General features: G+C 43.9%; 24 protein-coding genes. 15 read left to right on the plus strand and 9 right to left on the minus strand.

What is annotated here, in order from left to right:
* Window positions 1–5: 5 nt before the first annotated feature.
* The 4 genes from ABDW02_RS03095 to ABDW02_RS03110 form a co-directional block, all read right to left on the minus strand.
* Window positions 6–1,088 carry an efflux RND transporter periplasmic adaptor subunit gene (locus tag ABDW02_RS03095; RefSeq protein ID WP_343631971.1) on the minus strand — a complete coding sequence of 361 codons (1,083 nt, stop codon included), beginning with the start codon at window positions 1,086–1,088 and terminating at the stop codon, window positions 6–8.
* A 165-nt stretch (window positions 1,089–1,253) separates the two neighbouring features.
* Entirely contained in the window at window positions 1,254–1,670 is a 417-nt protein-coding gene (locus ABDW02_RS03100; RefSeq protein ID WP_343631973.1) for a hypothetical protein, read from the minus strand.
* A 180-nt stretch (window positions 1,671–1,850) separates the two neighbouring features.
* Complete coding sequence (locus ABDW02_RS03105) at window positions 1,851–2,072, minus strand: DUF2795 domain-containing protein (RefSeq protein ID WP_124745056.1); 222 nt, start codon at window positions 2,070–2,072, stop codon at window positions 1,851–1,853.
* A gap of 113 nt (window positions 2,073–2,185) precedes the next feature.
* The gene (locus ABDW02_RS03110) at window positions 2,186–2,737 is read right to left on the minus strand and encodes a cob(I)yrinic acid a,c-diamide adenosyltransferase (protein WP_343631975.1); all 552 of its coding nucleotides are present in this window, start codon (window positions 2,735–2,737) and stop codon (window positions 2,186–2,188) included.
* Between the two features lie 199 nt (window positions 2,738–2,936).
* Between ABDW02_RS03110 and ABDW02_RS03115 the strand changes: the two genes are divergently transcribed.
* The gene (locus tag ABDW02_RS03115) at window positions 2,937–3,311 is read left to right on the plus strand and encodes a hypothetical protein (protein WP_343631977.1); all 375 of its coding nucleotides are present in this window, start codon (window positions 2,937–2,939) and stop codon (window positions 3,309–3,311) included.
* Window positions 3,312–3,350: 39 nt separating this feature from the next.
* Here ABDW02_RS03115 and katG read toward each other — a convergent pair whose 3' ends face one another.
* On the minus strand, window positions 3,351–5,558 hold the full coding sequence (gene katG / locus ABDW02_RS03120; protein WP_343631979.1) for a catalase/peroxidase HPI: 2,208 nt from the start codon (window positions 5,556–5,558) through the stop codon (window positions 3,351–3,353).
* Between the two features lie 99 nt (window positions 5,559–5,657).
* Complete coding sequence (locus ABDW02_RS03125; protein ID WP_343631981.1) at window positions 5,658–6,260, minus strand: class I SAM-dependent methyltransferase; 603 nt, start codon at window positions 6,258–6,260, stop codon at window positions 5,658–5,660.
* 243 nt (window positions 6,261–6,503) lie between these two features.
* On the opposite strand from ABDW02_RS03125, the gene ABDW02_RS03130 reads away from it, so the two are divergent.
* On the plus strand, window positions 6,504–7,895 hold the full coding sequence (locus tag ABDW02_RS03130; RefSeq protein WP_343631983.1) for a DUF4301 family protein: 1,392 nt from the start codon (window positions 6,504–6,506) through the stop codon (window positions 7,893–7,895).
* An 85-nt stretch (window positions 7,896–7,980) separates the two neighbouring features.
* On the opposite strand, the gene ABDW02_RS03135 is transcribed toward ABDW02_RS03130, so the two are convergent.
* A complete protein-coding gene (locus ABDW02_RS03135) occupies window positions 7,981–8,901 on the minus strand; it encodes a DUF58 domain-containing protein (protein ID WP_343631985.1) in 921 nt (306 codons plus the stop codon).
* 50 nt (window positions 8,902–8,951) lie between these two features.
* A complete protein-coding gene (locus ABDW02_RS03140; protein WP_343631987.1) occupies window positions 8,952–9,893 on the minus strand; it encodes a DMT family transporter in 942 nt (313 codons plus the stop codon).
* A 105-nt stretch (window positions 9,894–9,998) separates the two neighbouring features.
* On the opposite strand from ABDW02_RS03140, the gene ABDW02_RS03145 reads away from it, so the two are divergent.
* The 8 genes from ABDW02_RS03145 (at window position 9,999) to ABDW02_RS03180 (ending at window position 20,065) form a co-directional block, all read left to right on the plus strand.
* Complete coding sequence (locus ABDW02_RS03145) at window positions 9,999–10,712, plus strand: hypothetical protein (RefSeq protein WP_343631989.1); 714 nt, start codon at window positions 9,999–10,001, stop codon at window positions 10,710–10,712.
* A gap of 330 nt (window positions 10,713–11,042) precedes the next feature.
* The gene (locus tag ABDW02_RS03150) at window positions 11,043–11,663 is read left to right on the plus strand and encodes a TetR family transcriptional regulator (RefSeq protein ID WP_343631991.1); all 621 of its coding nucleotides are present in this window, start codon (window positions 11,043–11,045) and stop codon (window positions 11,661–11,663) included.
* A 26-nt stretch (window positions 11,664–11,689) separates the two neighbouring features.
* On the plus strand, window positions 11,690–12,991 hold the full coding sequence (locus ABDW02_RS03155; protein ID WP_343631993.1) for a TolC family protein: 1,302 nt from the start codon (window positions 11,690–11,692) through the stop codon (window positions 12,989–12,991).
* A 46-nt stretch (window positions 12,992–13,037) separates the two neighbouring features.
* On the plus strand, window positions 13,038–14,087 hold the full coding sequence (locus tag ABDW02_RS03160; RefSeq protein ID WP_343631995.1) for an efflux RND transporter periplasmic adaptor subunit: 1,050 nt from the start codon (window positions 13,038–13,040) through the stop codon (window positions 14,085–14,087).
* Between the two features lie 14 nt (window positions 14,088–14,101).
* On the plus strand, window positions 14,102–17,242 hold the full coding sequence (locus tag ABDW02_RS03165) for an efflux RND transporter permease subunit (protein ID WP_343631997.1): 3,141 nt from the start codon (window positions 14,102–14,104) through the stop codon (window positions 17,240–17,242).
* 115 nt (window positions 17,243–17,357) lie between these two features.
* Window positions 17,358–18,389: a hypothetical protein gene (locus ABDW02_RS03170; RefSeq protein WP_343631999.1), complete on the plus strand. Its 1,032-nt coding sequence runs from the start codon at window positions 17,358–17,360 to the stop codon at window positions 18,387–18,389.
* Window positions 18,386–19,270, plus strand: a complete 885-nt coding sequence (locus ABDW02_RS03175) for a hypothetical protein (RefSeq protein WP_343632001.1) — start codon at window positions 18,386–18,388, stop codon at window positions 19,268–19,270. Before ABDW02_RS03170 ends, ABDW02_RS03175 begins: the two co-directional genes overlap by 4 nt.
* 3 nt (window positions 19,271–19,273) lie before the next feature.
* Entirely contained in the window at window positions 19,274–20,065 is a 792-nt protein-coding gene (locus ABDW02_RS03180) for an alpha/beta hydrolase (RefSeq protein WP_343632003.1), read from the plus strand.
* An 89-nt stretch (window positions 20,066–20,154) separates the two neighbouring features.
* On the opposite strand, the gene ABDW02_RS03185 is transcribed toward ABDW02_RS03180, so the two are convergent.
* A complete protein-coding gene (locus ABDW02_RS03185) occupies window positions 20,155–20,871 on the minus strand; it encodes a pyridoxine 5'-phosphate synthase (RefSeq protein ID WP_343632005.1) in 717 nt (238 codons plus the stop codon).
* A 131-nt stretch (window positions 20,872–21,002) separates the two neighbouring features.
* Here ABDW02_RS03185 and ABDW02_RS03190 point away from each other — a divergent pair, with 131 nt between their 5' ends.
* The 5 genes from ABDW02_RS03190 to ABDW02_RS03210 all read left to right on the plus strand — a co-directional run bounded on the left by ABDW02_RS03190 (window position 21,003) and on the right by ABDW02_RS03210 (window position 25,196).
* A complete protein-coding gene (locus tag ABDW02_RS03190; RefSeq protein ID WP_343632007.1) occupies window positions 21,003–21,701 on the plus strand; it encodes a YdcF family protein in 699 nt (232 codons plus the stop codon).
* A 261-nt stretch (window positions 21,702–21,962) separates the two neighbouring features.
* Window positions 21,963–22,496, plus strand: a complete 534-nt coding sequence (locus ABDW02_RS03195; RefSeq protein WP_343632009.1) for a Crp/Fnr family transcriptional regulator — start codon at window positions 21,963–21,965, stop codon at window positions 22,494–22,496.
* A 129-nt stretch (window positions 22,497–22,625) separates the two neighbouring features.
* Entirely contained in the window at window positions 22,626–23,600 is a 975-nt protein-coding gene (locus ABDW02_RS03200) for a zinc-binding dehydrogenase (protein WP_343632011.1), read from the plus strand.
* A 53-nt stretch (window positions 23,601–23,653) separates the two neighbouring features.
* Complete coding sequence (locus tag ABDW02_RS03205; RefSeq protein WP_343632013.1) at window positions 23,654–24,316, plus strand: CBS domain-containing protein; 663 nt, start codon at window positions 23,654–23,656, stop codon at window positions 24,314–24,316.
* 1 nt (window position 24,317) lies between these two features.
* Window positions 24,318–25,196, plus strand: coding sequence for an NAD kinase (locus ABDW02_RS03210; protein WP_343632015.1), 879 nt, complete (start codon window positions 24,318–24,320; stop codon window positions 25,194–25,196).

The following is a 25,196-nucleotide window of genomic DNA, read 5'->3' on the forward strand; positions in this document are numbered from 1 at the left end:
GGGTGTTACTCCGTATAAACTTTCAGGTGATTGATTACCGATTTCGGGTCCTGATACTGGTAAGTGATCTTATCTCCATCTCTTACTTTACGAATTCCTTCCAAAAGAATGCGCTCGTCCGTTTTCAACCCGCTTTTAAGAATATACAAATCCGGGATTTCGGAACGGATTACGATTTCTCTGGAATGTACCACATTGTCCTTATCAACTACATAAACGTATTTCTTTTCAAGAACTTCGTATGTTGCTTTTTGAGGAATGATCATTGCACGCTTCAAAGGAACCACCATTTGGATACTTCCTGTTTCCCCGTGTCTGAGCAATTTTTTCGGATTCGGGAAGGTAGCACGGAAAGCGATGTTACCGGTTTCATTGTTGAAATCCGCTTCAATGGTTTCTACTACTCCCGGGTATTCATAGATCTCGTTATTGGCCATCAGCAACTGGACATTTTTCATGTTATCGCCCTGGTTAACCGTTTTGAAATTCAGGTACTGAGCTTCAGGAACGTTGAAATAAACCCACAATTTGCTGTTATCGGAAAGGGTTGTCAGCAAGTCGCCTTCATCCACCAAACTTCCCAAACGAACCTGGAAACGGTCCATAATCCCGTCAAACGGAGCTTTGATCTCTGTGAAGCCCAAACGAACCTGTGATAAAGACAATTCAGCTTTTGCCTTGTCGTATTTTGCTTTCACCAATGCCAATTGGTTTTTGGAAATCACGTTGCTGTCTGCAAGCATTTTCGCGTTCTGGTATTCTGTTTTCGCAAAGTTTGCTTCAGCTTGTGCTTTTTGCATCTCCGCTTCGTACATCATTGGCATGATCTGGAACATCAACTGGCCTTTTTTCACCATTTGACCTTCGTCTACATAGATCTTTTGCAAATAACCTTTTTCAAGGGCTCTGATCTCAATATGTTGGATTGCACGGATCTGACAAACATAATCCTGTACAATGGTAGTATCTTTTAATAAAGGACTTGTCACCAATAATTTACCGGTTTCTTCCTTTTCTTCTTCTTTCGGACCGCAGCTTGTAGCGCACACTGCAACGATCAAGCTCATGAAAATGAGAACTCTCTTCATAATAATCGTGTTTTTAAAACGAGTTGTTTTTGTTGTTAAATTGTGTTTGGATTTTTAGATCCAGCGATAGTTTTCCGAACTAATATAGGATTGTTTTAACAAACATCAAATCAATCAGTAAGGAAAAAATAATTAGTTGAGACAATGAGCATTGTCTGCTGGATTCTATATTCTGAATACCTGAAAAACGACATGTCTTTTATTGGCTGTAATAAAAGACAACTGTTCACAGAACACAGAACTGTTTTTGGTATTGCCGTAGAGGTAATCGAGCGATTGATCTACCGGGATACCCGCAAAGAACAGATTATTATAAAGGTGTTTACCGGAAGAGAAGTCTTCCGTTTCTTCTTCCAGGTTTTCAAAGATCAATTCGGTATCTTCAGCAGGAATGGAAGAGTTTGAATCGATAGAGGAACTTGATTTGTGGTGTTTAACTACAAATTTAGAATGTTCCGGATAATGATGATGAAAATTGAAAGGAGTGTTTGCCCGCTCTGCCGGATGGGCGTTCAGCTGGTTCGAACCAAGGATCTGGAGAACACACAAGAGCTGAAAAAATCCAATAAGCAAACTTTTCATGGTGTAAAACTAACAGAGAGTTGAAACATAGCCAAATTTTCCGGTGTTAAATATTGGTTAATGGTTACAGGTACGTGATCCGTCGTTACCTACCATACAGAAAATCACACTTTTCGCCCGAATGCTGATGTACAAAAAAAGGTTCTCATTTCTGAGAACCTTTCAAAAGTGTTTTATGAATTAATATTCATCTTCATTAAATAGGAAGTCATCCTTAGACGGATAATCCGGCCAGATTTCTTCAATGCTTTCATATACATCACCCTCATCTTCTAAATCCTGGAGATTTTCTACTACTTCTAAGGGTGCACCTGCTCTGATCGCATAATCAATCAGCTCGTCTTTTGTTGCAGGCCAAGGAGCGTCTTCTAAGTAGGATGCTAGTTCTAATGTCCAATACATGTCTTAGTATATTGTTGTTTATTTGCGCAAAAATAACCTTATTCTAAAAAAATCCAAGTGTTTTCTGCCTGATTAAAAAAAAACTTTTTAGTTTGTTTCTAATAGTTTGAAAATCAGTTTGTTCTTGGTTTCCACGGGGTTTCCACCGCATTTAGTTCGTGAGCCAGTTTCCGGGAAAGGACGAATAAATAATCACTTAGCCGGTTCATATAGGCACTGATTAGCGGTTCTACAGGTTCCGATTCGCTCAAATGAGCAACCAGCCTTTCTGCTCTTCTGCAGATGCAACGTGCTATGTGACACTGAGAAACCACGACATTGCCGCCAGGCAGCACGAAGAATTTCATCGGAGGTAATGCATTGTCCATTTCGTCGATCTGGTTTTCCAGATAGGTGACGTCACTTTCGAATAATTCCGGAAGTGTCATTTTGGATTTGACCGGGTCGGCAGCCAGGTGCGAACCGATCGTAAACAAACGGTCCTGGATCTCGATCAAAACCGCTGATTTGGATTCTTCACCGATCAGGTCGCGCAATAAACCGATGTAACTATTCAGTTCATCCACGGTACCGTAGCTTTCAATCCGGATATGATGTTTGGGGAGCCGGGTTCCGCCAATGAGTCCCGTGGTTCCTTTATCGCCTTTTTTGGTATAAACTTTCATACTCTAAAGTTAACGATATTTCACTTATTTGTTCCTCCGTAATCTATTTACCATGGAAGATTTTTGTTTATATTTGGTTGAACGAAAACAAAAACTATGAAAATAATCACGGCACTGACCATGTTCCCGGTGATCCGATCATCGGTTTCCTGGTGCCATGCTTTATCATATAACCCCATTAATCAAAAGTTGTAAGAGTATGAAGAAGAAAAGCCTATTAGCAGTTGCCGGTATCGCCATTTTAGTTGCGTGCAGTACCGCAAAGAATTCCTCTGAGTCGTCGGCTCCGAAAGTAGAAGCGATGCCCACCCAGGGAGATGTTGACCGCATGCAGTCTAAATTCCCGGGAATGACCCTGGATGAACTGTACCAGGGAAAACAATTGTTCGAATCGAACTGTAATTTGTGCCACAAGCTGAAAAAACCATCTTCCGAGCCGGAATCGGAGTGGAGAGAAATTGTGCCGCGAATGGTCAAAAAAGTGAATAACAAAGAAGGCCATCACATTGATGAGGCAGGGCAGGAGAAAATCCTCCGCTATGTAATCACGATGGGATCGGTAGAGAAATCATAACAGACAACAGGCCGGCGATTATCGCCGGCCTGTTTGTTTTTATAAATCAAACCGGTCGGCATTCATGACCTTGGTCCATGCTGCCACGAAATCGGTTACAAATTTCTCAGAAGCATCCGAACTTCCATACACTTCGGCGATGGCTCTTAATTCGGAATGAGAACCGAAAATCAGATCGGCACGTGTGGCCGTCCATTTTACGGCTCCTGTTTTGCGATCGCGGCCTTCAAACAATTCCTGGTGATCGTCTGTTGCTTTCCAAACGGTATTCATATCCAGTAGATTCAGGAAGAAATCATTAGTCAGTGATCCGGGTTTTTGAGTAAGGACACCGTGTCTGGAATTGTCGAAATTCGTATCGAGAACGCGCATTCCTGCAAGAAGCACTGTCATTTCAGGAGCGCTTAAATTCAGTAGCTGAGCTTTATCGACCAGCAATTCTTCCGTTGAAATGAGCGATTTGGCTTTCAGGTAATTGCGGAATCCATCTGCAAAGGGTTCCATTGCGGTAAAGGAATCCACATCGGTTTGCTCCTGTGAAGCATCCATACGCCCGGGAGTGAAGGGAACGTTAATGGAATGTCCGGCGTTTTTTGCTGCCTGTTCAATTCCGGCACAACCTGCCAGCACGATTAAATCGGCCAGTGAGATCTTTTTGCCGTCTGTTTGTGCGTCGTTGAATGTTTTTTGAATGGCTTCCAGTTTTTCCAGTACCGTCCCAAGCTGAGCGGGATTGTTCACTTTCCAGAATTTCTGCGGGGCCAACCGAATACGTGCGCCGTTTGCACCACCGCGTTTATCTGATCCTCGGAAAGTAGAAGCAGAGGCCCAGGCAGTTGAAATGTAATGGGATAAAGGAATTCCCGAATTCACTAGTTGCTCTTTCAGGTGCTCCACGTCTTTTTCATCAACCAGTTTGTGATCCACTTTCGGAATGGGATCCTGCCAAATCAATTCTTCTTTCGGGACTTCCGGCCCTAAATAACGCGCAACCGGTCCCATATCCCGGTGTGTGAGCTTGAACCATGCACGTGCAAACGCGTCTGCAAATTCATCCGGATTCTCGTAAAAACGGCGTGATATTTTTTCATAAACAGGATCAAACCGTAAGGAAAGATCGGTGGTGAGCATGGTCGGAAGGTGTTTTTTGGACGAATCGTGTGCGTCCGGGATGGTTTTCTCAGCGTTCTTAGCAACCCACTGATTTGCACCGGCCGGACTTTTGGTCAATTCCCATTCGTTGCCGAAGAGGTTATCAAAGAAATGGTTGCTCCATTTGGTAGGAGTTTGTGTCCAGGTTACTTCCGGTCCGCCGGTTGTGGTATCGGCACCTATTCCGGTATTGAACGTATTGGCCCAGCCTAAACCTTGCGCTTCGATTCCGGCTCCTTCAGGTTCAGCTCCCACCAAATCCGGGCTTCCTGCTCCGTGGGCTTTTCCGAAAGTATGCCCGCCTGCAATCAATGCAACAGTTTCTTCGTCGTTCATGGCCATGCGTGCGAACGTTTCGCGGATATCTTTTGCTGCTGCAATCGGGTCGGGATTTCCTCCGGGACCTTCCGGATTTACGTAAATCAATCCCATTTGAACGGCCGCTAGCGGATTTTCCAGGTTCCGGTCACCGGAATAACGCCCGTCATCGCTGAGCCAGGTCTTTTCAGAACCCCAGTAAACATCCTGATCCGGTTCCCAAACATCTGCCCGCCCGCCGGCAAACCCGAAAGTTTTGAAGCCCATGGATTCCAATGCGACGTTCCCGGTTAGGATCAATAAATCCGCCCAGGATATTTTCTGCCCGTATTTTTGTTTGATCGGCCATAAAAGACGCCGTGCTTTATCGAGATTCGCATTATCCGGCCAGCTGTTCAAAGGTGCAAAACGCTGTTGCCCGGATCCGGCACCGCCACGGCCGTCGCCAATGCGGTAAGTTCCGGCACTGTGCCACGCCATGCGAATGAAAAACGGCCCGTAATGTCCGAAATCTGCGGGCCACCATTCCTGGGAATCGGTCATTAAATGGTGCAGGTCTGCTTTGACTGCCTGTAAATCCAGGCTATTGAATGCTTTTACATAGTTAAAAGAGCTACCCAGGGGATTGGACTTTGAATCATGCTGCCTCAGCACATTCAGTCGTAATTGGTTTGGCCACCAGTTGTTATTTCTGATTATTTTTTCGGTTGAAGAATTACCGTTTGTTGCGCCTGTAAAAGGACATTTTGAAGCGTCTCCGTTTGAATGATTTTCCATAACTGTTTCATTTGGTAGTGTCTTTAAATGTATTAATTGTTTGGATGAATGGAAAAGGTTTTTATAAAAAAACAGGCACGCGATTAATTGCGTGCCTGCTTAAAATAATTTCGTCTTAAAGATCTTCGGGCGGATGGTGAACTGTTCTTTGGTTTGTTCTTCCCTGCGCCAGAGAATTCCCATGCGTCCCAGATCAACGGAAACATGGAAACGCGGATCGGAGGAGAGGTATTTCCAGCAATCCCACATGTCTTCGCTCCAGCGGATATCATCCAGGATGAATGCGGTGTTGCTGTGTGTCTGATCGAATAGTTTGTCGATGTATTCCATGGTGGCTTTCCCGGAGTGATTTCCGTCCAGGAAGACCAGGTCGTATTTCCCGATTGCGGGAAGTTCCAGGAAATCGTCGAAAGAACTGCAAATGGTTGTAATACCGGAAAGGTTCCAGCTGTCAAACTGCCTGGATGCACGCGATAGAATGGCATCGCAGCCTTCAACGGTAATCAGATGCCCGGAAGGATTACCGGACTTTAAATGAATGGAGCCTGTTCCGATGGATGTTCCCAGTTCCAGCATCAATGCGGGTTTGTAGTGGTTTGCCAGTTTCCATAGAATGTCGCCGTAAATGCCTTTGCTGCTGGCGTTTTTTGCAAGTTCTGAAACGGAACGGCTTGTCCCGGCCATGCGGGAAGTCTTTCCCATTTGTTTGGATCCTGCACCTAAATCGATTATTTTAAATTGTTCCGTATCCTTTTTGACTTTTTGTAGCCATTTTTTTCGTGCAGAGAGAAAATTTTTATCCACTTTTGTCGTTAGACAGTTGTCGACAAAGTCGAATACAAAGGGAGAATGAATGCCATGTCTGCCTTTAGATTTGAGTAAAAATCCGAAAATTGATTTGGAATTTTGCATGACACAAAGAAACGAAAAAACGCTACAGGAAGCATGCTTATGCTAAAAACTACAATAGAAATACAATCGGAACGCCTGCGGGCTCCGCAACCGGCATTAAACCTGGTTTCTGCCTGTAAAATACAGGAAGGGATCATTGCTTTGAGCGACGAGAAAATTGCGGATCTGGCGCAAACATTTTATCAATCGACCAAAAAGATTTCGGTCTTTATTCCGGCATCCGGTTCGGGATCACGTATGTTCCATTTCCTGTTTGAATTTCTGGATAACCCGAATGAAAGCAATAGCGGATATGTAGAGCGTTTCCTGACACATATTGAAGATTTTGCGTTTTTCTACCAGTTCCCCGGCTCTATTCAAAAAGCTTTGCGAAACAGGAGCATGGACCTGGATGCTTTCGTGTCATTTATCCTGAACAATAAAGGCTACGGGTTGGCGCATCTTCCGAAAGGGTTGATCCCGTTCCATAAAAACGGGCCTTTCTTATTGTGCCCGATCCAGGAACATGTGGTTCAGGGGCAATTGCTGAACCAAAATGCGTGTTCGTTCCATTTTACGATCCAGCCCAAATTCCAGGAGTACATTCAACGGCAGCTGGAGTTTCTCGAAGGAATGACATCCCGGAAATTCGATGTGGATTTCTCGGTACAGAATATTGAAACCAACGCGGTTGCTTTTGACGATAATTACCAGCCGATCCTGAATCCGGAAGGCGATTTGCTGACCAGGCCGGCCGGACATGGTGCTTTACTGGAAAATTTCGGCCAATTGGATGCAGATCTGATTTTCATCAAGAACATCGATAATATTCAGCATTACAACCACTCGGAAACGGCAATCGAAACACAGCGCATGCTGGGCGGTTTATTCCTGGAAGTGCAGGAAGAAGTGCAGAAACTGATCGCTGATTTTTCGGAAGAGGCATGGAATGATTTCAACAGCGAATATCAATTATTCCATGAATCGGTGAATGGTTTGTCGCACCGGGAGAAACTGGAGTTGCTGAAAAGACCGCTTCGCATTTGCGGAATGGTGCGCAATGAAGGCCAGCCGGGAGGAGGTCCGTTCTGGGTTGAGAATAACGGCGAAATCACGAAGCAAATTGTGGAAAAAGCGCAAATCAATCCTAAAAGCGACCAGGTGCGGGTGATGATCCAGTCTTCGCATTTTAACCCGGTAATCATGGTTTGCCAGGGAAAAAACAACGATGGTTCGAAAATCGACCTGGATGCATTTAAAGACGAGAATGCGTATTTCAAAGTGAGTAAATCACATAATGGGCAATCCATTCATTTTGTGGAGCTTCCGGGGCTTTGGAACGGTTCGATGGCGAAATGGAATACGGTTTTCGTAGAAGTGCCTAGCAAAACGTTCAGCCCGGTGAAATCCATTCTGGATTTATTGGATAAGGCGCATCAACCCTGATTTGATGTAAAATGTTGAAATGTCAAAAGTCAAAAGTTAAAAAGGTCTCCTTTTTCTTGTTTACATTTCCCTTTTTACATTTGACTTAATATAGTTTTTGTCGTTTCAATAAATACTTCACCAATACATCCTGGATCGGGTCTTTGATGTCGATTGCATAAAAATCTACGTGGTATTGCGTGCATTTTAAACTCACCTCGTTGAAGTAGCGATTGATTTCCGTGGTGTATTTTTCCTTGATCTCAGCCGGTTGCAGTTTCATTTTTTCACCCGTTTCCATGTCGATGAGGTTGATCGGGTTGTGGCCCAGTTCAAAATCGATTTCCGTAGATTTGTCCATCACGTGGAAAAGGACCACTTCGTGTTTATTATGCTTCATGTGCTGAATGCTTTGCATGAATTCATCCAGGCGTGAAGGATCGTCCAGCAAATCCGTGAAAATAACAATCAGGCTTCTTTTGTGACACAATTCCGCAACATCGTGCAGGCTGGAAATGGTTTCCGTTAATTTCGGGTCAACAGGCTGGTATTCGTGCAGCTGTTTTTCCATTTCGTGCAGCAGGAAACGGTGATGAGCACCCGATGATTTTGCCGGAGTATGCAGGAACAGTTTGTTGTGGAACAGGGAAAGTCCCACGGCATCGCGTTGTCTTTTCAGTAATTCGGATAAAGATGCTGCGGCAAGTACCGAAAATTCCAGTTTCGAAAGCGTATTTTTCCCGCTGTAGTACATGGAAGAAGAAGTGTCGACCACCATTTGGCAGCGCAGGTTGGTTTCTTCCTCGTATTTTTTGGTGAACATTTTTTCCGACCGGCCATACAATTTCCAGTCGATGTGGCGCGTAGATTCTCCGGGATTGTACAAACGGTGCTCTGCGAATTCCACGGAAAAACCATGGAACGGACTTTTGTGCATTCCGGTAATGAAACCTTCTACGACCTGTTTTGCAAGTAATTCAAGATTGCCGAATTGGGCCAGCTGGTCCTTTTGGATGGTAGTCAACATGCTTCGAAAATACGTATAAATGTGATTGATTGCGGGAAGTTTGACGAATTTTAAGAAAGAACTTCCGTTTCGGTATCGATTACCAGTTCTGCTTCTTTTTTACTCTTTCTGCCGGCCCGGAAAACAGTGCCTGCAATGACTCCGGAAATCACCAGGCAAACACCGATTAATGAAGCTAATTCCAGCTTTTCATCAAAAATAAACCAGCCGGAAAGCAAAGCGTAGATCGCGCCGATGTATTGGAAAGGTGCAACGACTGCTGTATTTGCCGACAGGAATGCGCGGGTCATACAAACTTGTGCTATTTGGGTAAACACCCCGATAGTCAATAGAATCAGCCATTCGATTCCCTGTGGAAAGGTGAAATCAAACAAACACCAGATTCCTGTCAACGGAAGTGCCAGCATGGGAAAGTAAACCACGATATTGATAGTTTCTTCGGTTTCTTTCAGTTTTGAAATGGCATTGTAGGCAATTCCGGAGAGAACAGCAGAAAGGATTCCCATTCCCATCCAGAAAAGATCCGCATTTTGCCCGCTGAATCCGCCTGAAAGCCCGTTGAGCCCGATGAAAACAACCCCGAGGAAAGCAATCAGGCTGCTGAAGTACTGCATTTTGCTGACTTTTTCACTGAACAGGCGAGAAGCAATCAAAACGGTGAAAATAGGAGAAAGGTATTGCAAGGTAGAGGCGATTGCCAGAGGAAGTTTGTGCAGCGTGAAAAAGAAAATCGTCAGTGCGAGCATTCCGGCAGTTCCTCTTAAAAGAAGCCATCTGCGGTTGTTTCCAAGCAAGGGAAGTCCGCGGTATCTGATAATTGCCGCGCTGATCAGGAATGAAACCAGGCTTCTGAAAAATACCAATTCGTGTGCAGGATATTTTTGAAGGTGAGGAATGAGATCGTTATCCGGATTGCCGAGCAATTTCACGAAAAAGTTGATGACGAAAAAAGCCATTCCGGAAAGAATGATGTAGACAATTCCTTTGATCATATCACAAAAGTACACGGTATGTTCAATTTCCGTTCCTATTTGTTCAATTTCATGAACCTGTCTGGAAATACTTTCGTAGTTTTAGAAGTATAAATGAAGGTGTTTATGAAAAAGCTTCTGATACTGTTATTCGTTTTGAATTTGTTTTCATATTCCAATGCACAAATTGAAAATGACAAATGGAGTATAACCGGTGAGTTGATGCTGCCTGCCGGATTGGGAAATAAAATGTTCAAGAATTATCTGAACGGATTGGTATACGCCCATCCGAAAATTCAGTACAAACCGTTTAAACACTGGTATGTGGCTTTCGGACCGAAATACATGTATTACAAAGTGAACCAGTTCCGTATCCCGTTTGAACCGGGAGTCAGTGACGATTCTGTTTCCAATCACCAGAAAGTATATTCCATGACCGGCGGAATGCACGTACTTGGAGGCGATATTGAACTGGGATGGACGAGTTGGGTCGGGCCGCGTTTAGGCCTGGAATTCGGTGTGCGCGGTGGAATTGCGCAGCATTGGTTCAATACTTCCGGCACGCGTGCTTACGGAAAACAGGAAGTAGTAGCAGCTTATGTTGAACCGCTGATCTCTATCGTACTGGCATCCGATGAAGCGGTTGCTTACCGCTGGATAGTGGGATACAATTTTACCGGATACAAATTTACCGGCAGCCGCATCGGTTCCACGACTTCGGGCGGATATTCCGAGAAGGATCTGAGGGGCCCGACACAATCCGTGTTTGTCGGCTTTGCCATTTCCCTATATTTCAATAATCAACGTTCAGACGTGTTCCTGGATGAGCCGGCAGAGTAGCAAAGTTTAATGGTTCAAAAGTTTAAAAAGGTCAAAAAACTGTGAATTCCTTTTGAACGATTAAACAAATTTATCTTTTGAACAAAAACGAGCTATGCTCGTTTTTTGCTTTTTATTTAACTGTTTCCACCATTCACGGTGTTGTAGTTACCATTCGCCGATTTTTGATGGTATGGTAAACGTTCCGTGCCGAAATTTGCTCCGATTAATAGTTGATTTAACTCAAAGTGCTTAGTTTTACTGAGATTTTGGATTACTCAATGAATAAATCGAAAAGAATTTAAACGCTTGTTTAAAATTGTTGTTTAAATTTGTCGCGATTTTAAAAATATGAGCAAAGAACTATCTACAGAAGAAAAGATCCGCGAAGCTGCAAAGAGTGTCTTTATTGCTAAGGGATTTGACGGCTGTACCTCCCGGGAAATAGCCAAAGCTGCGGGAATGAACGTGGCGCTTGTAAACTACTACTTCTGTTCCAAGAAACAATTGTTTAAGCTCATTTTTGAAACCGCCATGGAAGATTTTATGCTTTCAACGGTGGAAGTCTTCCGGAAGGATCTTAGCCTGGAGTCGAAAATGCGCATTTTTATCGAGCGGGAATATGAATTCCTGACTTCTCATCCGGATATTCCGCGTTTTATTTTATCCGAGCTTTCAAGAGGTGATAAGTGTGAATTCGATCATGCGGGAATCCTGGATAAAATCTCCAGTACAGGCGTTTTTGAAGAATTGCTGGAAGCCCAGGAAAAAGGAGTGATCCGCAAAATCGATCTTACCAATATCATGCTGATGATCATGTCGAACTGTCATTATCCCTTCATGGCAAAACCCTTGTTGAAATACCTGAACAGTTTGTCGGAAGAAGAATACCAGGAGCGTTTGATGCTCCAGAAACAATACGTTACGGAAATGCTGATCGGGTATCTGTTTAACCCGAAAACAAATATATAAACACTTCATTTAAACAAAGATTTAATATGAGAAATGGTTTTTTAGGTGTACTCATGGTTTTAGGAGTCGGAAGCGGTGCTTCGGCTCAGGTACTGGACCTTGAAACATGTTTGAAGATGGCGGATACGGCCAATTTATCCATTGTTAATTCCCGTTTGGACGTAACAATGAATAAAAGCCAGGTTTCTTCCTACTTAACTGCGCGTTACCCGAAGATTGTGGCAAATGCCGATTATCGGTACAACGCGATTATTCCCGGCCAGTTATTGCCGGCAGAGATCTTCGGAGGTACTCCGGGACAATATGCAACGGTAAAATTTGGTGTTCCTTACGTATTCAGCAACTCCATCCAGTTGCAGCAGATTTTGTTCAATCCGCAGGTAAATTACGGGATCGCTACCCTGAAAATTCAGCAGGAAGTAGTGGAAATCCAGCAAAAGATTACCGAGCGCGACAGCAAAACGCAGGTTGCCAATACCTTCTTCAATTTGCAGGCAGTGAACAAACAAATTGCTTTCGTGGATTCGAACCTGGTAAATATCGAGCGCCTGATCGGGAATATGGAAGCCATGGAGAAACAGAAAATGGTAGTGAAAACAGAAGTGGACAAATTGCGTATCAACCGCTTGAATTCGGTGAATGCCAAGCAAACACTTTTGGCCAATAAAGACCAGTTGGAAATGCTGTTGAAGATCCTGATCGGTTTACCGGAAGATCAGAAAATCACCCTGGCATCGGATGATTTGGTGGAGAAATCCATTTTGGTGGACGGAAGCACGATCAATTACCCGGAACTGGAATTGGTAAGTGCACAGAAACGGATGAATGAAGAAGAGAAAAAAGGAAATAATATGGCGTATTTACCTTCGCTTTCTTTCATTGCGGGATACAATTATACTTATAACATGAAGCCGGAAGATAAAGTGCGCCAGGGAATTCCATCCGCGTTTTTGGGAATCCGCCTCGACTGGACCTTGTTTGACGGAATGGAGAAATACTACAAGCAAAAAGTTACCAAGGTGGCCCACATGAAACTGGAGAACCAGGAAGAATTGTTGAGCCAGCAATTGCACATGCAAACTGAAAATGCAAAACGCCAGATCGAAATCCAGGTGAATTCATTGGGGATTGCACAGGAACAATTGAAGCTTTCCCAAAGTGTTTACAAGCAAACGGAACTTCAGTATAATGAAGGAACAGTTGATTCCAACGATCTTGTAAAGGCGAGCACGGATTTGCAGCAATCACAAACGAATGTGGTTTTGGCGTATGTTCAGTTGCGCCAGGCGGAATTAGAGTATTTGAAAAACATAGGAAACGTTAAATAAGAGAAAGCTCTGTATCAACAGATCTGATAATATAAAAAAACAAGCAATGAGAAGAGTTATTACTATAGTCGTCGTAGCAGTAGTTTTGGTAGGACTAATTGTATTTAAGTTAATGTCGAACAAGAAAGAAGTTCAGGCAAAAATTTTCATCAACGATGTAAACGCAGCGGTTTTGGTTAAGACCGGATATCCGACTACCCATTCATTTGAAAGTTCATTGGCTTTTCTCGGAACATTCGAGCCTTCCCGCCAAAATACGATCGGATCTGATGCAAACGGGAAATTGGTAAGCATCCGTTTTGAAGAAGGAGACCAAGTGCGTCAGGGCCAGTTATTGGCAAAAGTAGATGATGAAATGCTACAGTTACAGCTTCAGAATGCCGACGTAGGTTTGGAAGGCCAGAAGAATGACGACAGACGTTACTCCAACCTGGAAAAAGAAAATGCCGTTTCAGGTGTTCAGGTAGAGAAAACGCGTTTGGGAGTTCGTTCCGGTGAATTGCAGAAGAAGCAAATTCAGAAACAAATCAAGAGTACTTCCATCGTTGCTCCTTATTCCGGGGTGATTACCAGAAAAATGATCGATTTGGGATCATTCGTGGGGCAGGGAACGCCTTTGTTTGAATTGACAGATATTTCAAGCCTGAAACTGACGGTAAACGTTCCGGAAAGAGACGTGTTGAAATTCCGTTTGGGACAGGCAGTTTCTGTAAGAGCAGATATTTACGGAGACCAGGAATTTCCCGGAAAGATTACGAATATTTCGGTAGTTGCGGACAGAGCACACAACTTCAAAGTGCAGATCACGGTTCCAAACCCGAAAAGAGATTTGATGGCGGGAATGTACGGTTCGGTTCGTTTGAAAAACAATGCAAGCGTAACCCGCCTTGCTGTGCCGCGTGTTGCTTTGGTAGGTTCATCCAAGAATCCGCAGGTATATGTTGTTCGTAACAACGTAGCGCATCTGACCACATTCAACGCAGGAACTTCAGACGGAGATTACATCGAAGTAGTGAGCGGAATCAACAAAGGAGACGTCATCGTTGTAAAAGGACAGGTGAACCTTCAGGACAAAACAAAGATCAAAACCAATTAATAATCTAAGAGGTCATGACATTAACGGAATTATCCATTAAGAGACCGTCCTTCATTATTGTAATCTTTACAATTCTGATCGGTGGAGGTCTGATAAGTTACAATCAATTAAGCTATGAGCTATTGCCGGATTTCTCTCCGCCAATTCTTACAGTGACTACTTTATACCCGGGAGCTTCTCCTGCAACTGTTGAAACACAAGTCGCCAAACCTTTGGAAGATGCTTTGAGCGGTTTGGAGAACATTTCCGAGGTAACTACTTTTTCCATGGACAATGCGTCCATCGTCATGCTGGAGTTCAAAGCTTCCGCAGATATTGATGCCGCCCTGGAAGATGCACAGCGAAAGGTCAATACGATCCTGAATGATTTACCGGAAGGAGCGAAATCTCCGACCATTGCCAAGATCGAACCGAATGCAGCGCCGGTACTCCAGGTGAGTGCAATTGCGAAGAATATGGACGACCGGGAATTCATGGAGTTGATGGATAAACAACTTCTTCCCCAGATCAAACAAACCAAAGGTGTTGCTGAAGTTCAGGTAATCGGAGGTGAGAAAAGAGCATTTCGTGTGGATGTGGACAAAGACCGCCTGAAAATGTACGGCTTGTCTTTAGGACAAGTGAACCAGATTGTTGCTGCTGCAAACGTGGAGTTTCCTACCGGGAAGCTGAAAAATGAATCGGAGCAGATGACTGTTCGTTTGGCCGGAAAATTCCAAACGGTTGACGACCTGAAAAACCTGATTATCTATACGGACGGAACTTCTTCTGTGCGTTTAGGTGATGTGGCCGATGTAACCGACGGATCGGAAGATGTGGTAACCGTGAGCCGTTTTAACGGATTGAACGGGATAGGTCTTCGAATCAAGAAGCAAAGTGATGCGAACGCCGTGGATATGGCCAACCTGACGAAGAAGAAATTCAAGGAAATCGAAGAGAAATACAAGGAAGAAGGAATTAAATTCACCGTTGCAACGGATACTTCGCTTCCTACGATTGAATCGGTAGACGCCGTATTGCACGATTTGGAATTGGCCGTACTATTGGTAGCGGCGGTAATGATGTTGTTCCTGCACAGTTTCAGAAATGCCCTGATCGTATTGATTGCCATTCCGGCATCTTTGATCTCTACATTTATTGCGATGTACTTGCTGGGTTACACCCTGAACCTGATGACTTTGCTTGCGATGTCTTTGGTAATCGGTATTCTCGTGGATGACTCCATTGTGGTACTGGAAAACATTTACCGCCACTTACAGATGGGGAAAGGCCGCAGAAAAGCAGCTTTGGACGGGCGTAACGAGATTGGATTTACGGCATTGGCCATTACCCTGGTGGACGTCGTGGTATTCTCGCCGGTTGTCTTCATTGAAGGAACGATTTCTGATATCCTGCGCCAATTCTCGGTAGTAGTGGTTGTTTCCACATTGATGTCGCTATTGGTATGTTTTACCCTGACACCTTGGCTGGCTTCCCGTTTGGCAAAAGAAGTGAAATTGAATCCGAAGAATCCGTTCCAATTATTCCTGATCTGGTTTGAGAATATGATCAAATCCTTCACGGAAGGTTATGTGAAACTGGTTGCGTGGTCTTTGAAACACAAGATCATCATGGGGCTTGGTGTACTTGTTATTTTCTTTGCAAGTATGGCATCCATGGGACTTGGTATTGTGGGACAGGAATTCGTTGCCCAGGGAGACCAGGGGAAATTCATGATCAAACTGAAATACGATAAGAGTACCACTTTCGAAGAAAACAATGCTACGACGCTGGAAATCGAGCAGATGATTCTTGCTCAGAAAGACGTGATCGATATTGTTTTTGCCAATGTGGGTGGGCCTTCTTCCGGGATGGGTGCTGCTTCTTTCGGTCAGGAAAACCGTTCTGAGATTACAGTGAAAATGAAGAAGGATATGCAGAAGAAATATCCGACGCTGAAATACATGAACGAAATCCGTAAGAAAATCCAGGACAAATACCCGGGAGTAGAGGTGAAAGCTTTGAACATGGGAATGGTTGACTCGGAAGAAGCGCCGATCGAGATTTTCCTTTCTTCGGATGATTCTGATCTATTGATGAAAGAAGCGAAACGCTTGAAACAGCACATTCTGACCATTCCTGGAGCGAAAGATCCGAGTATTTCCACGGATGAGTTTTCCCCGGAAGTACGCATCGATTTGGACCGCGAGAAAATGGGACAATTGGGCTTGCCGATCGCAAGTGTCGGAATGCAGTTGCAAAACGGGTTGACCGGTAATGACGATGCGCGTTTTGATGTAAAAGGAGAAGAGTACGATATCCGAATTATGCTGGACAAATACGACAGAAGCAACGTGGATAACATCAATGAGATGACTTTCGTTACCAATGATGGAAAACAGGTTCGTTTGAGCGAATTTGCGGATGTTTCCGTTGAAAACGGGTACGGTCAGCTGGAGCGTAAAAACCGTATTTCGAATACCACTCTGAGATCTTACGTATTGGGGACAGCTTCCGGTACGGTAGCGGATTCCATTACAGCTTACCTGAAAAAAGCGCCGCTGGATAAAAACGTGCGCATGCTTTGGGGAGGTGAAGTAAAACGTCAGAAGGAATCCATGGGAGCATTGGGTACGGCAATGGGAATCGGTTTGATCCTTGTTTACCTGATCATGGTGGCACTTTATGACAACTTCGTTTACCCGTTCGTCGTATTGTTCTCCATCCTCGTTTCGTTGATCGGGGCAATCCTGGCGCTGAACTTAACACAGTCGAATATGGGAATCTTTACTATGCTCGGGATGTTGATGCTCCTCGGACTCGTGGCCAAGAACGCCATCCTGATCGTGGATTTCACCAACCACTTGAAGGCGGAGGGAAGATCTACGTACAGTGCGCTTCTGGAGGCGGTTCGCGAACGGATGCGACCGATTTTGATGACCACTATCGCCATGGTAATCGGTATGATTCCGATTGCAACTGCAACGGGTTCCGGAGCGGAATGGAAGAACGGATTAGCGTGGATTTTGATCGGTGGTTTGACAAGTTCAATGTTCTTGACTATTATTGTAGTACCGATCATGTACTACGTAGTAGATCGATTACAAGTGAAATTGACAAGAAAGAAAATAAACCTCGAAGGTGAAGACGATGCTACCGTTCACGGAGTGATCTAATATTAACTAACACCAAAGAATGGGAAATCCGGCATACTATCAATGCCGGATTTTTTTGTTCCTATTTTCCGGATCACGAAGGATTTATATTAATTTCGATTCGAACCTTGTTTTAATGAGAAGTTTACCAGTTTTTTTGTGTCTGTTTCCTGTTTTTAGCAGTTTGATCGGTTTTTCCCAGGAAGAAAGTGTATTTCAGCCGGTTGATATTTCATTCGATCTGGATAAACTGAAAATGCTGGATTTCGGAAGCGATTCTTTGGATAGGAATAAGCTCTTGTTTCAGTTATTTCCCGCCCCGATGAATGAAGACGATCCCGAATTGTCCGAATGGCGGGTTTCTGCTTTCTGGAAATGCTCTTCCTGTGTCAAGCAGGATTTCGTTGCTTACCAGGATGAAGAAATGATAGAAAAAGAAACACTTCCCTACGATGCAAATTATACGATCTGTACGAATATCCTCTACTATCAGTCGGAAAAGGGAAGTCTGAGAGCAATAGCCAGCTTTTCCACTTCTTTGATGAATGACGGTACGGGAAGATTCACCCGCGGTTTGCTGAGCCTGGCACATTTGGAGAAGCAGAACGGAAAATGGGAGTTGCTGAATTTTGAGCCTTTCGTGAATTTGCAGGGGACATTTACGGTTGCTTCACCTGTTGACGAGGTAATGATCGGTGAAAACGGAAAAACCTATCTGCTGATTCATGGCGGCGAGGCAAATGGTGTTTCAGCAGAAGAATACATGCCGTGGTACCAGGGCTTATATGTCCTGGATGGTGAAACCTTGAGGGGGCTTTTTACCCAGCAGTCAGCCAGTTGCACTGAAAATGGCCCACCTGTCGGCAGTAACTGGACCACAACAATCAAAGATATAAAAAATGTTGCCGACGGAGTTCAGTTCACGCTGGAAACAAAAGGATTACTGGTAAAGGAATTTGATTGGTACAGGCCGACCGTTCTTCAATATGTGAACCAGGAAGATTTTGACCATTTACCTGCCCGTTTCGAATTTGAAGCAACCATGCAGGTCATCAAGTTGGAGAAAAGACTTCAGATAGAAAAACCGGTTGTTTCGATCCGTTACAAAGACGAAAAAGGAATCATCCGTACACAAGCGATAGCCACTCACAACACAGACAAGAAATGAAAGGAATTTTAAGCACATGGCTTTTACTGGCTGCTTTATCCCTGAATGCTCAGGATAAAAAAGTCTATATCGATGAATTCAGGGTAACAGACCAGGTTATTCACGGGAGTATTGATGAGAAATACGAGATTACGATGTACCTCAAACTTGACGATTATTTCGAGGATGGAACTAGCCACACGGTTTCCGGATGGTATTATTACGACAACGTGAAAAAGAAGATTCCACTGATCGGTGTTTGCTCGGACCGTTTTGTTTTGTACCAATTCGCAGATCAGAAACGTGCCGACAGTATCCGGGAATTCAATGCTCCGGTTAACAGTATGTGGGAAGTGATGGAGAATCTGAGCAATCGTTCCGGGTATCTGGAAAGGTTTGAGTTTGCCTACGAAGATTATACTTACAAAGGAACCTGGAAAAATGACAAGAAGGAATTAAAGGTCGTTTTTAATACCAGCGACATTAACCTCACCGGAAGAAATGAATTTTTGGTCCTTCAGTTCGGTGCTCAAAACAAAAAGCACTTCGATATGAAGCAATTCGGTCCGTTCTATTATGGATATTCCGTTTTTGCGAGTAAAATGGATGCAACAGGGTGCAAAGTATTGCTGCAATACGAATTGAGCTCACGGCTGAATCCTAACGGAATGTGTGGTGCAGGACAAGAAATCGGGTATTTGCTCCTGACATTCGATGCGAAAGGTGATCTGTTGGATTACCGGGACGAACAAGTAGAAAGCTGCCTGGGAAATATCTGGTCGGAAGTGACCGAAATTCCGAATACAGGCGGGAAGAAATTGACTTATAAGGTGATCTATCCAGATGAAAAGGAGCGAACCGTCACGGTTGATGGCATAAATTTCACGCTTCTTTCCAAATAATTCATGAAACGAAGAGCAAAGCGGTTTTATACGATTCTGGTTGGGATATTTATCCTGACAATAACCGCTTTTGCATCCATGTCATCAGAATATGAACCCGTTTCTACGGAAATTCAGATCGATACATTCGAGGTGCTCGATAGTGTACGGAATCGCTTGATCCCTTATGCTTTGTATTCCCCGGTAACGAAAAAAACTCCGGATTCCATTCGCGTGGTGATTTTCAGTCATGGATACGGGTCGAATTATTCGCGGAACTACCTGAATTATTCTTACCTCACTAAAAACCTCGCGCGCGCCGGATTCTGGACTTTGAGTATTCAGCACGAATTGCTCGGAGACCCTTTGATCCCGAAGGAAGGGAACATGCAGGTTGTTCGTATGCCTTTCTGGGTCAGAGGTGAAGGAAATATCCTGTTCGTATTGAATGATTTTAAGCGGAAACACCCGGGACTGAAAATTAGTTCGGTTGACCTGATCGGTCATTCAAACGGGGGAGATATGAGCGTCTTGACGGCAAAAGATCATCCGGAACTGATCCGGAAAGTCATTACACTGGATCATTTGAGAATGCCCGTTCCGATTACATTGAAGCCCCAGTTTTCGAGTTTACGGTCGACCGATAAAGTTGCAGATTCGCTGGTGATTCCTTCAGCAGAAGATTGTCTGAAGTATGGGATACACATCGTTCAATTGAAGCATGTCACACATAACGAGATGAATGACGAAGGGTCGAGGAAGCAGAAAAAGCAGATCAATCAGTACATTCAAAAAATCCTCGAAGACCGGTTCTGATTTCCTCTGAAAAGCCCGTTACCACTGACTGAATAGACACATGTCTATCCGTATTTTTTAGATGAGTGGGCGTTCGTTGGCTTGTGCTATTAATCCCGCAGCAAATAATTGTAACGCTGAACCGTATTCTCCAATCCCAGGTAAAGCGCATCCGAAATCAAAGCATGCCCGATAGATACTTCTGCCAATTGAGGAATGTTTTCCTTAAAGTAACGAAGGTTTTCCTGGTTCAGATCGTGTCCAGCATTCAACTCCAGGCCTAATTCCAATGCACGGTTTGCGGCGGTGACAAACGGTTTGATAGCGTCTTCCCTGTTTTCAGCATAATGGTCTGCATAAGGACCGGTATACAATTCAATGCGGTCTGTTCCTGTTTTCACAGCGTATTCAATGTTCTGTAAATCGGTGTCGACAAAAATAGAAGTGCGCACGCCCCAGGATTTGATACGACGAATAATATCCTGCAGTACTTCCAGGTGTTCTTTTGTGTTCCAGCCTGCATTGCTTGTCAGAACATGCGGCGGATCCGGCACTAAAGTTGCCTGTGCCGGGCGAATAGCTTCAATCATTTGCATAAAGCGCTCGTCCGGGTATCCTTCGATATTGAACTCGGTAGTAACTACTTTCGATAAGTCCACGACATCCTTTCCGGTGATGTGTCTTTCGTCGGGTCTTGGATGGACCGTAATTCCGGCAGCACCGAAGCGCTCACAGTCAATAGCTACCTGTACCACATTGGGAGTGTTTCCCCCGCGGGCATTTCGGATAGTAGCAATTTTGTTGATGTTCACGCTTAATTTTGTCATGGCTTTTTTCTTTGGATTGCGAAGATAACGAGTATTTATTGCTTTCAGATGTTAAAGTTCTTGAAAGTTTCCGGAGTCGATTTTAACGTTTTCTAAGATGAAAATTTGACATAAAATTGTATCATTGAAGCATGAAACTCCTTTCGATAATCACTTTTTTGTCTTTGCCCGTATTCCTTGGCGGGTGTTTTCTATTTGCACCTTCAGCACAGAAAACCAATCGTAAATACCTGCAAAAAGCTCCATATGATGCGATCATTGTTCCGGGTGTTCCGTATGACGGGAAACACTGGAGCGAAGCTATGCGGAATCGCGTGCAGTGGTCAAACTACCTGTATAAAAAGGGGATTGCCAAAAATATCATTTACTCAGGTTCGGCGGTGTATACCGAATACGAAGAAGCTCATATTATGGCGCTTTACGGCGAGGCACTGGGCATTCCGAAAGAACACATATTCATGGACCCGAGATCGGAACACAGTACCGAGAATGTTTATTATTCCTACCGCCTGGCGAAAAAACAGGGATTTCAAAAAATCGCTTTGGCCACAGATCCTTTTCAACTGAACGGTATGCGCCAGTTCATCAAGAAATTCGAGCTGCCGGTAGATTTGCTGCCAATCGTTAAGGATACACTGCTAAAGCAGGACCTTAGGGAACCAACGATCAATCCGGATGCCGCAAAACGCCCGAATTTTGTTTCCATTGTGAACCGGCAATCCAAATGGCAGCGACTCAGGGGTACTTTCGGGCAATACATTTGCTGGAAGGAAGAAGACCTGAAGAAAAAACATTTACGTAAGAAATACGGGGACAGAATTGAAAATTAATGCATTACTTTCAGAACAGGGGGTTGAAATGCTAGATGGTGAAATGTTTAAATGTAAAATGTAAAATGTAAAATGTGAAGTGTGAAGTGTGAAATGTTCGAAGGATTTGCAGGAAATGATTTTAAGTTTCTTTTTTGAACTTTTGAACTTTTGAACTTTTGAACTTTTGAACTTTTGAACTTTTTTAACCTTAAACTCCAAACAGAATCAGTGCCTTAAAACTTCCAATTATCCTTATTTTTAATTACAAAGGAAAAAGATATGAATGCATTAGAATGGGGAGCTTTGTTCGGGCTAGAATCAATCACTGTTCCGGCGAGAACGCAGTTGGTGCAGGAAGGTTCCATTGCGAGAAAGATCTACATCATTGAAAAAGGAGCGCTCCGGATCTGGCTGAATAAGAACGGAAATGAAATTACCAGCCAGTTTTTCTTCGAGGGTAAGCTAGTTGCTTCCCTGGAAAGTTTTCTAAGTCTCGAGCCCAGTGAGTTTTGCCTGGAAACCCTGGAAGAATCAAAATTGTATGTGCTGGATAAAATGACCTTCGATGAATTGATGAAAAACGATACCGATTTCAAAGAATGGTTCCAGGAATACATTTTAGACCGCTTTTTGTATTACTCGAAACACGTGCTCTCTTTCCTGAGAGACAAACCGGAAGAACGTTATCTGCACTTGTTAAAGACCAATCCTGAATTATTGAAACGTGTTCCGCAGCAGGATTTGGCAACCTATATCGGCATTACGCCGGTTTCATTGAGCCGCATCCGGAATAAAATCGCGAAGAGTAAGTGAGAAGGTGAAATGTAAAATGTGAAATGTAAAAAGTGAGACGCTTCTCTCGCATTCTGTTTCTTAATTAATTTACAATTGTTAAGAGAGAAGATCCCGGTTTGACAGACCTTTGCAGCTAAAAGAAAGTATATGAAAGCTGCAATTATCAAAGAACTGGGACAAACTCCCGTTTATTCCGATCATCCGGATCCTGTACCTGCCAATGAAACCGAATTGCTCATGAATGTGAAAGCCGCCTCGGTAAAGAACCTGGATAAGCTTCGGGCGAGTGGAAAGCACTATGCCAGTTATACCGAACTTCCTGCTGTTGCGGGAATCGACGGAGTTGGTACACTGGAAGACGGCACACTGGTTTATGCGCAGGGAATTTCAGGAACACTGGCCGAACAGGCACTTATTCGAAAAGGTCAGTACGTCGTTGTTCCGCAAGGGTTGGATATAATTCAGGCGGCGGCATTGCCCAATGCGGTAATTGGCGCTGCAATGGCTTTGCGTTTCCGGGCAAAGATGAAAAAAGAAGATGTCGTGTTAATCAACGGAGCAACAGGAGTTACAGGTAAACTGGCGGTTCAGCTTGCAAAGCACGACGGAGCTTCCAAAATTATTGTAACGGGAAGAAATAAATCCGTTTTAGAAGAGTTACGTGGTTTGGGAGCAGATGAGGTGATTTCGCTGCTGGATTCCGATGAAGCGATTATCGAACGGCTTAAATCCATTCATCGGGAAACACCCATTTCCTGCGTGATTGATTATTTGTGGGGAAAACCGGTGGAACTGATCATTTCTGCACTGAAAGGCGGGGGTGTCAATTCCTTTACTCCTCAGGTAAAAATCGTGACAGTAGGAAGTATGGCCGGAGAAAACATCTCACTTGGTTCCGGAACGTTGAGAAGTTCGGCTATTGAAATCCTGGGATCCGGTTTGGGAAGTCTTTCCAGAGAAGACCTGCATCGGTTCTATAAGGAAGTTTTACCCGAAATATTTGAATTGGCGAAGGATGGAAAATTAAAACTGGATACTTATACAGCACCACTTTCCGAAGTTGAAAAGGCCTGGGAGTTGGCTTTGGAGGGAGGAGTGAGATTGGTCATTTCGGTAGATTAAATTTCTACAAATTCTTCGCTCGTAGCGACCTTTTTAGTACTTTGGCAGACAACATGACAGCAAAAGAAGTAATAACAGACGAGATTCCCCCGTTAATTCATACAGATTCAGGGGAGAAGGCATTGATATGGATGGAGGAGTTTAAAGTTTCCCATCTTCCGGTATTAAAAAACGGCAATTTTGTAGGCTTAATTTCCGAAAGCGACATTTTAGATAAGAAAGACCTGGAATTGTCATTGGATGTACTATTTGACCATCTTCCGAGACCGTATGTTTTGGAAACAGCTCACATATATGAAGTTTTGGCTAAAATGGCCGAGCACCGCATTTCGGTTTTACCTGTATTGGACGTTGCAGAGCAATACCTGGGATGTACGAGCGTTCATCAGCTAATGACGTTGATCGCCAATACAGCAAGTATCAAAGAATCTGGAGGAATAGTGGTGCTGGAAATGAACCGGGTAGATTATTCCCTGGCCCAGATTTCCCAGATCGTTGAAAGCGAAAATGCAAAAATCCTTTCTTCGTTTATCATGTCCTCCGGAGACAGTACTAAAATCGAAGTGACCCTCAAAATATCCGAAGTAGATTTATCGCGGATCATCCGTTCATTCGAGCGACACGATATGTTGGTAAAGGCAAGTTTCCAGCGTTCAACGGACCAGGACGATATGCAGTTCCGATATGACGCATTGATGAATTATTTAAACATTTAAAATGCTTGTAGCGGTATATAGTAAGAAAGTAAATAAAGCTACGATCCCGATCTTCAGGCATTTCGTGACATTGGCTGACCGTTTTGGCTGGAAATTGATCCTCGAAAAAGAACTGAAAGACCAATTGGTGAAGAAAGCCGGGATTTGCAGCGAAGCACAAGTATTCACAAGCTATGCGGATTTTCATCATGGAATAGACCTGGCATTCAGTATCGGTGGCGACGGAACGTTCTTAAGAACGGTTGCTTACATCCGTGATTCCGGGGTTCCTATCCTGGGAATAAACACCGGAAGATTGGGCTTTTTGGCAACGTTGGGCGATGAATCGTTTGACAATGCGCTGGAAATGGTCAATCAAAAACGCTATGATTTCCAGAAAAGATCCTTGCTTCGGGTAGAAACCGAACGCAGTATTTATGGTGCGGATAACTTTGCGATGAATGAAGTGACACTTTTAAAGAAAGATACTTCATCCATGATTACCGTAGACGCTTTCCTGGATGATAAATACCTGAATTCGTATTGGGCGGATGGGCTGATTGTAGCTACTCCGACCGGTTCTACGGCTTATAATCTCAGTTGTGGCGGACCGATTGTTACTCCGGGTTGCCAGGTTCACATCATCACACCGATTGCACCGCATAATCTGAATGTCCGGCCGGTTGTTGTTCCCGATAACATGCCGATTAAACTGAGAATTGAAGGAAGGGAACGAAACTACCTGATCTCTGTCGACGGAAACGCCAAAAGTATCAAACAGAACGAAGAAGTTTTGATCAGAAAGGCCGAATATATGATTAATGTCATTAAATTAGAGGACACTAATTTCCTGGATACGATCCGTAACAAAATGTCATGGGGAAAAGACCAGAGAAACTAA

Source organism: Fluviicola sp. (assembly GCF_039596395.1).
GTDB lineage: Bacteria > Bacteroidota > Bacteroidia > Flavobacteriales_D > Crocinitomicaceae > Fluviicola.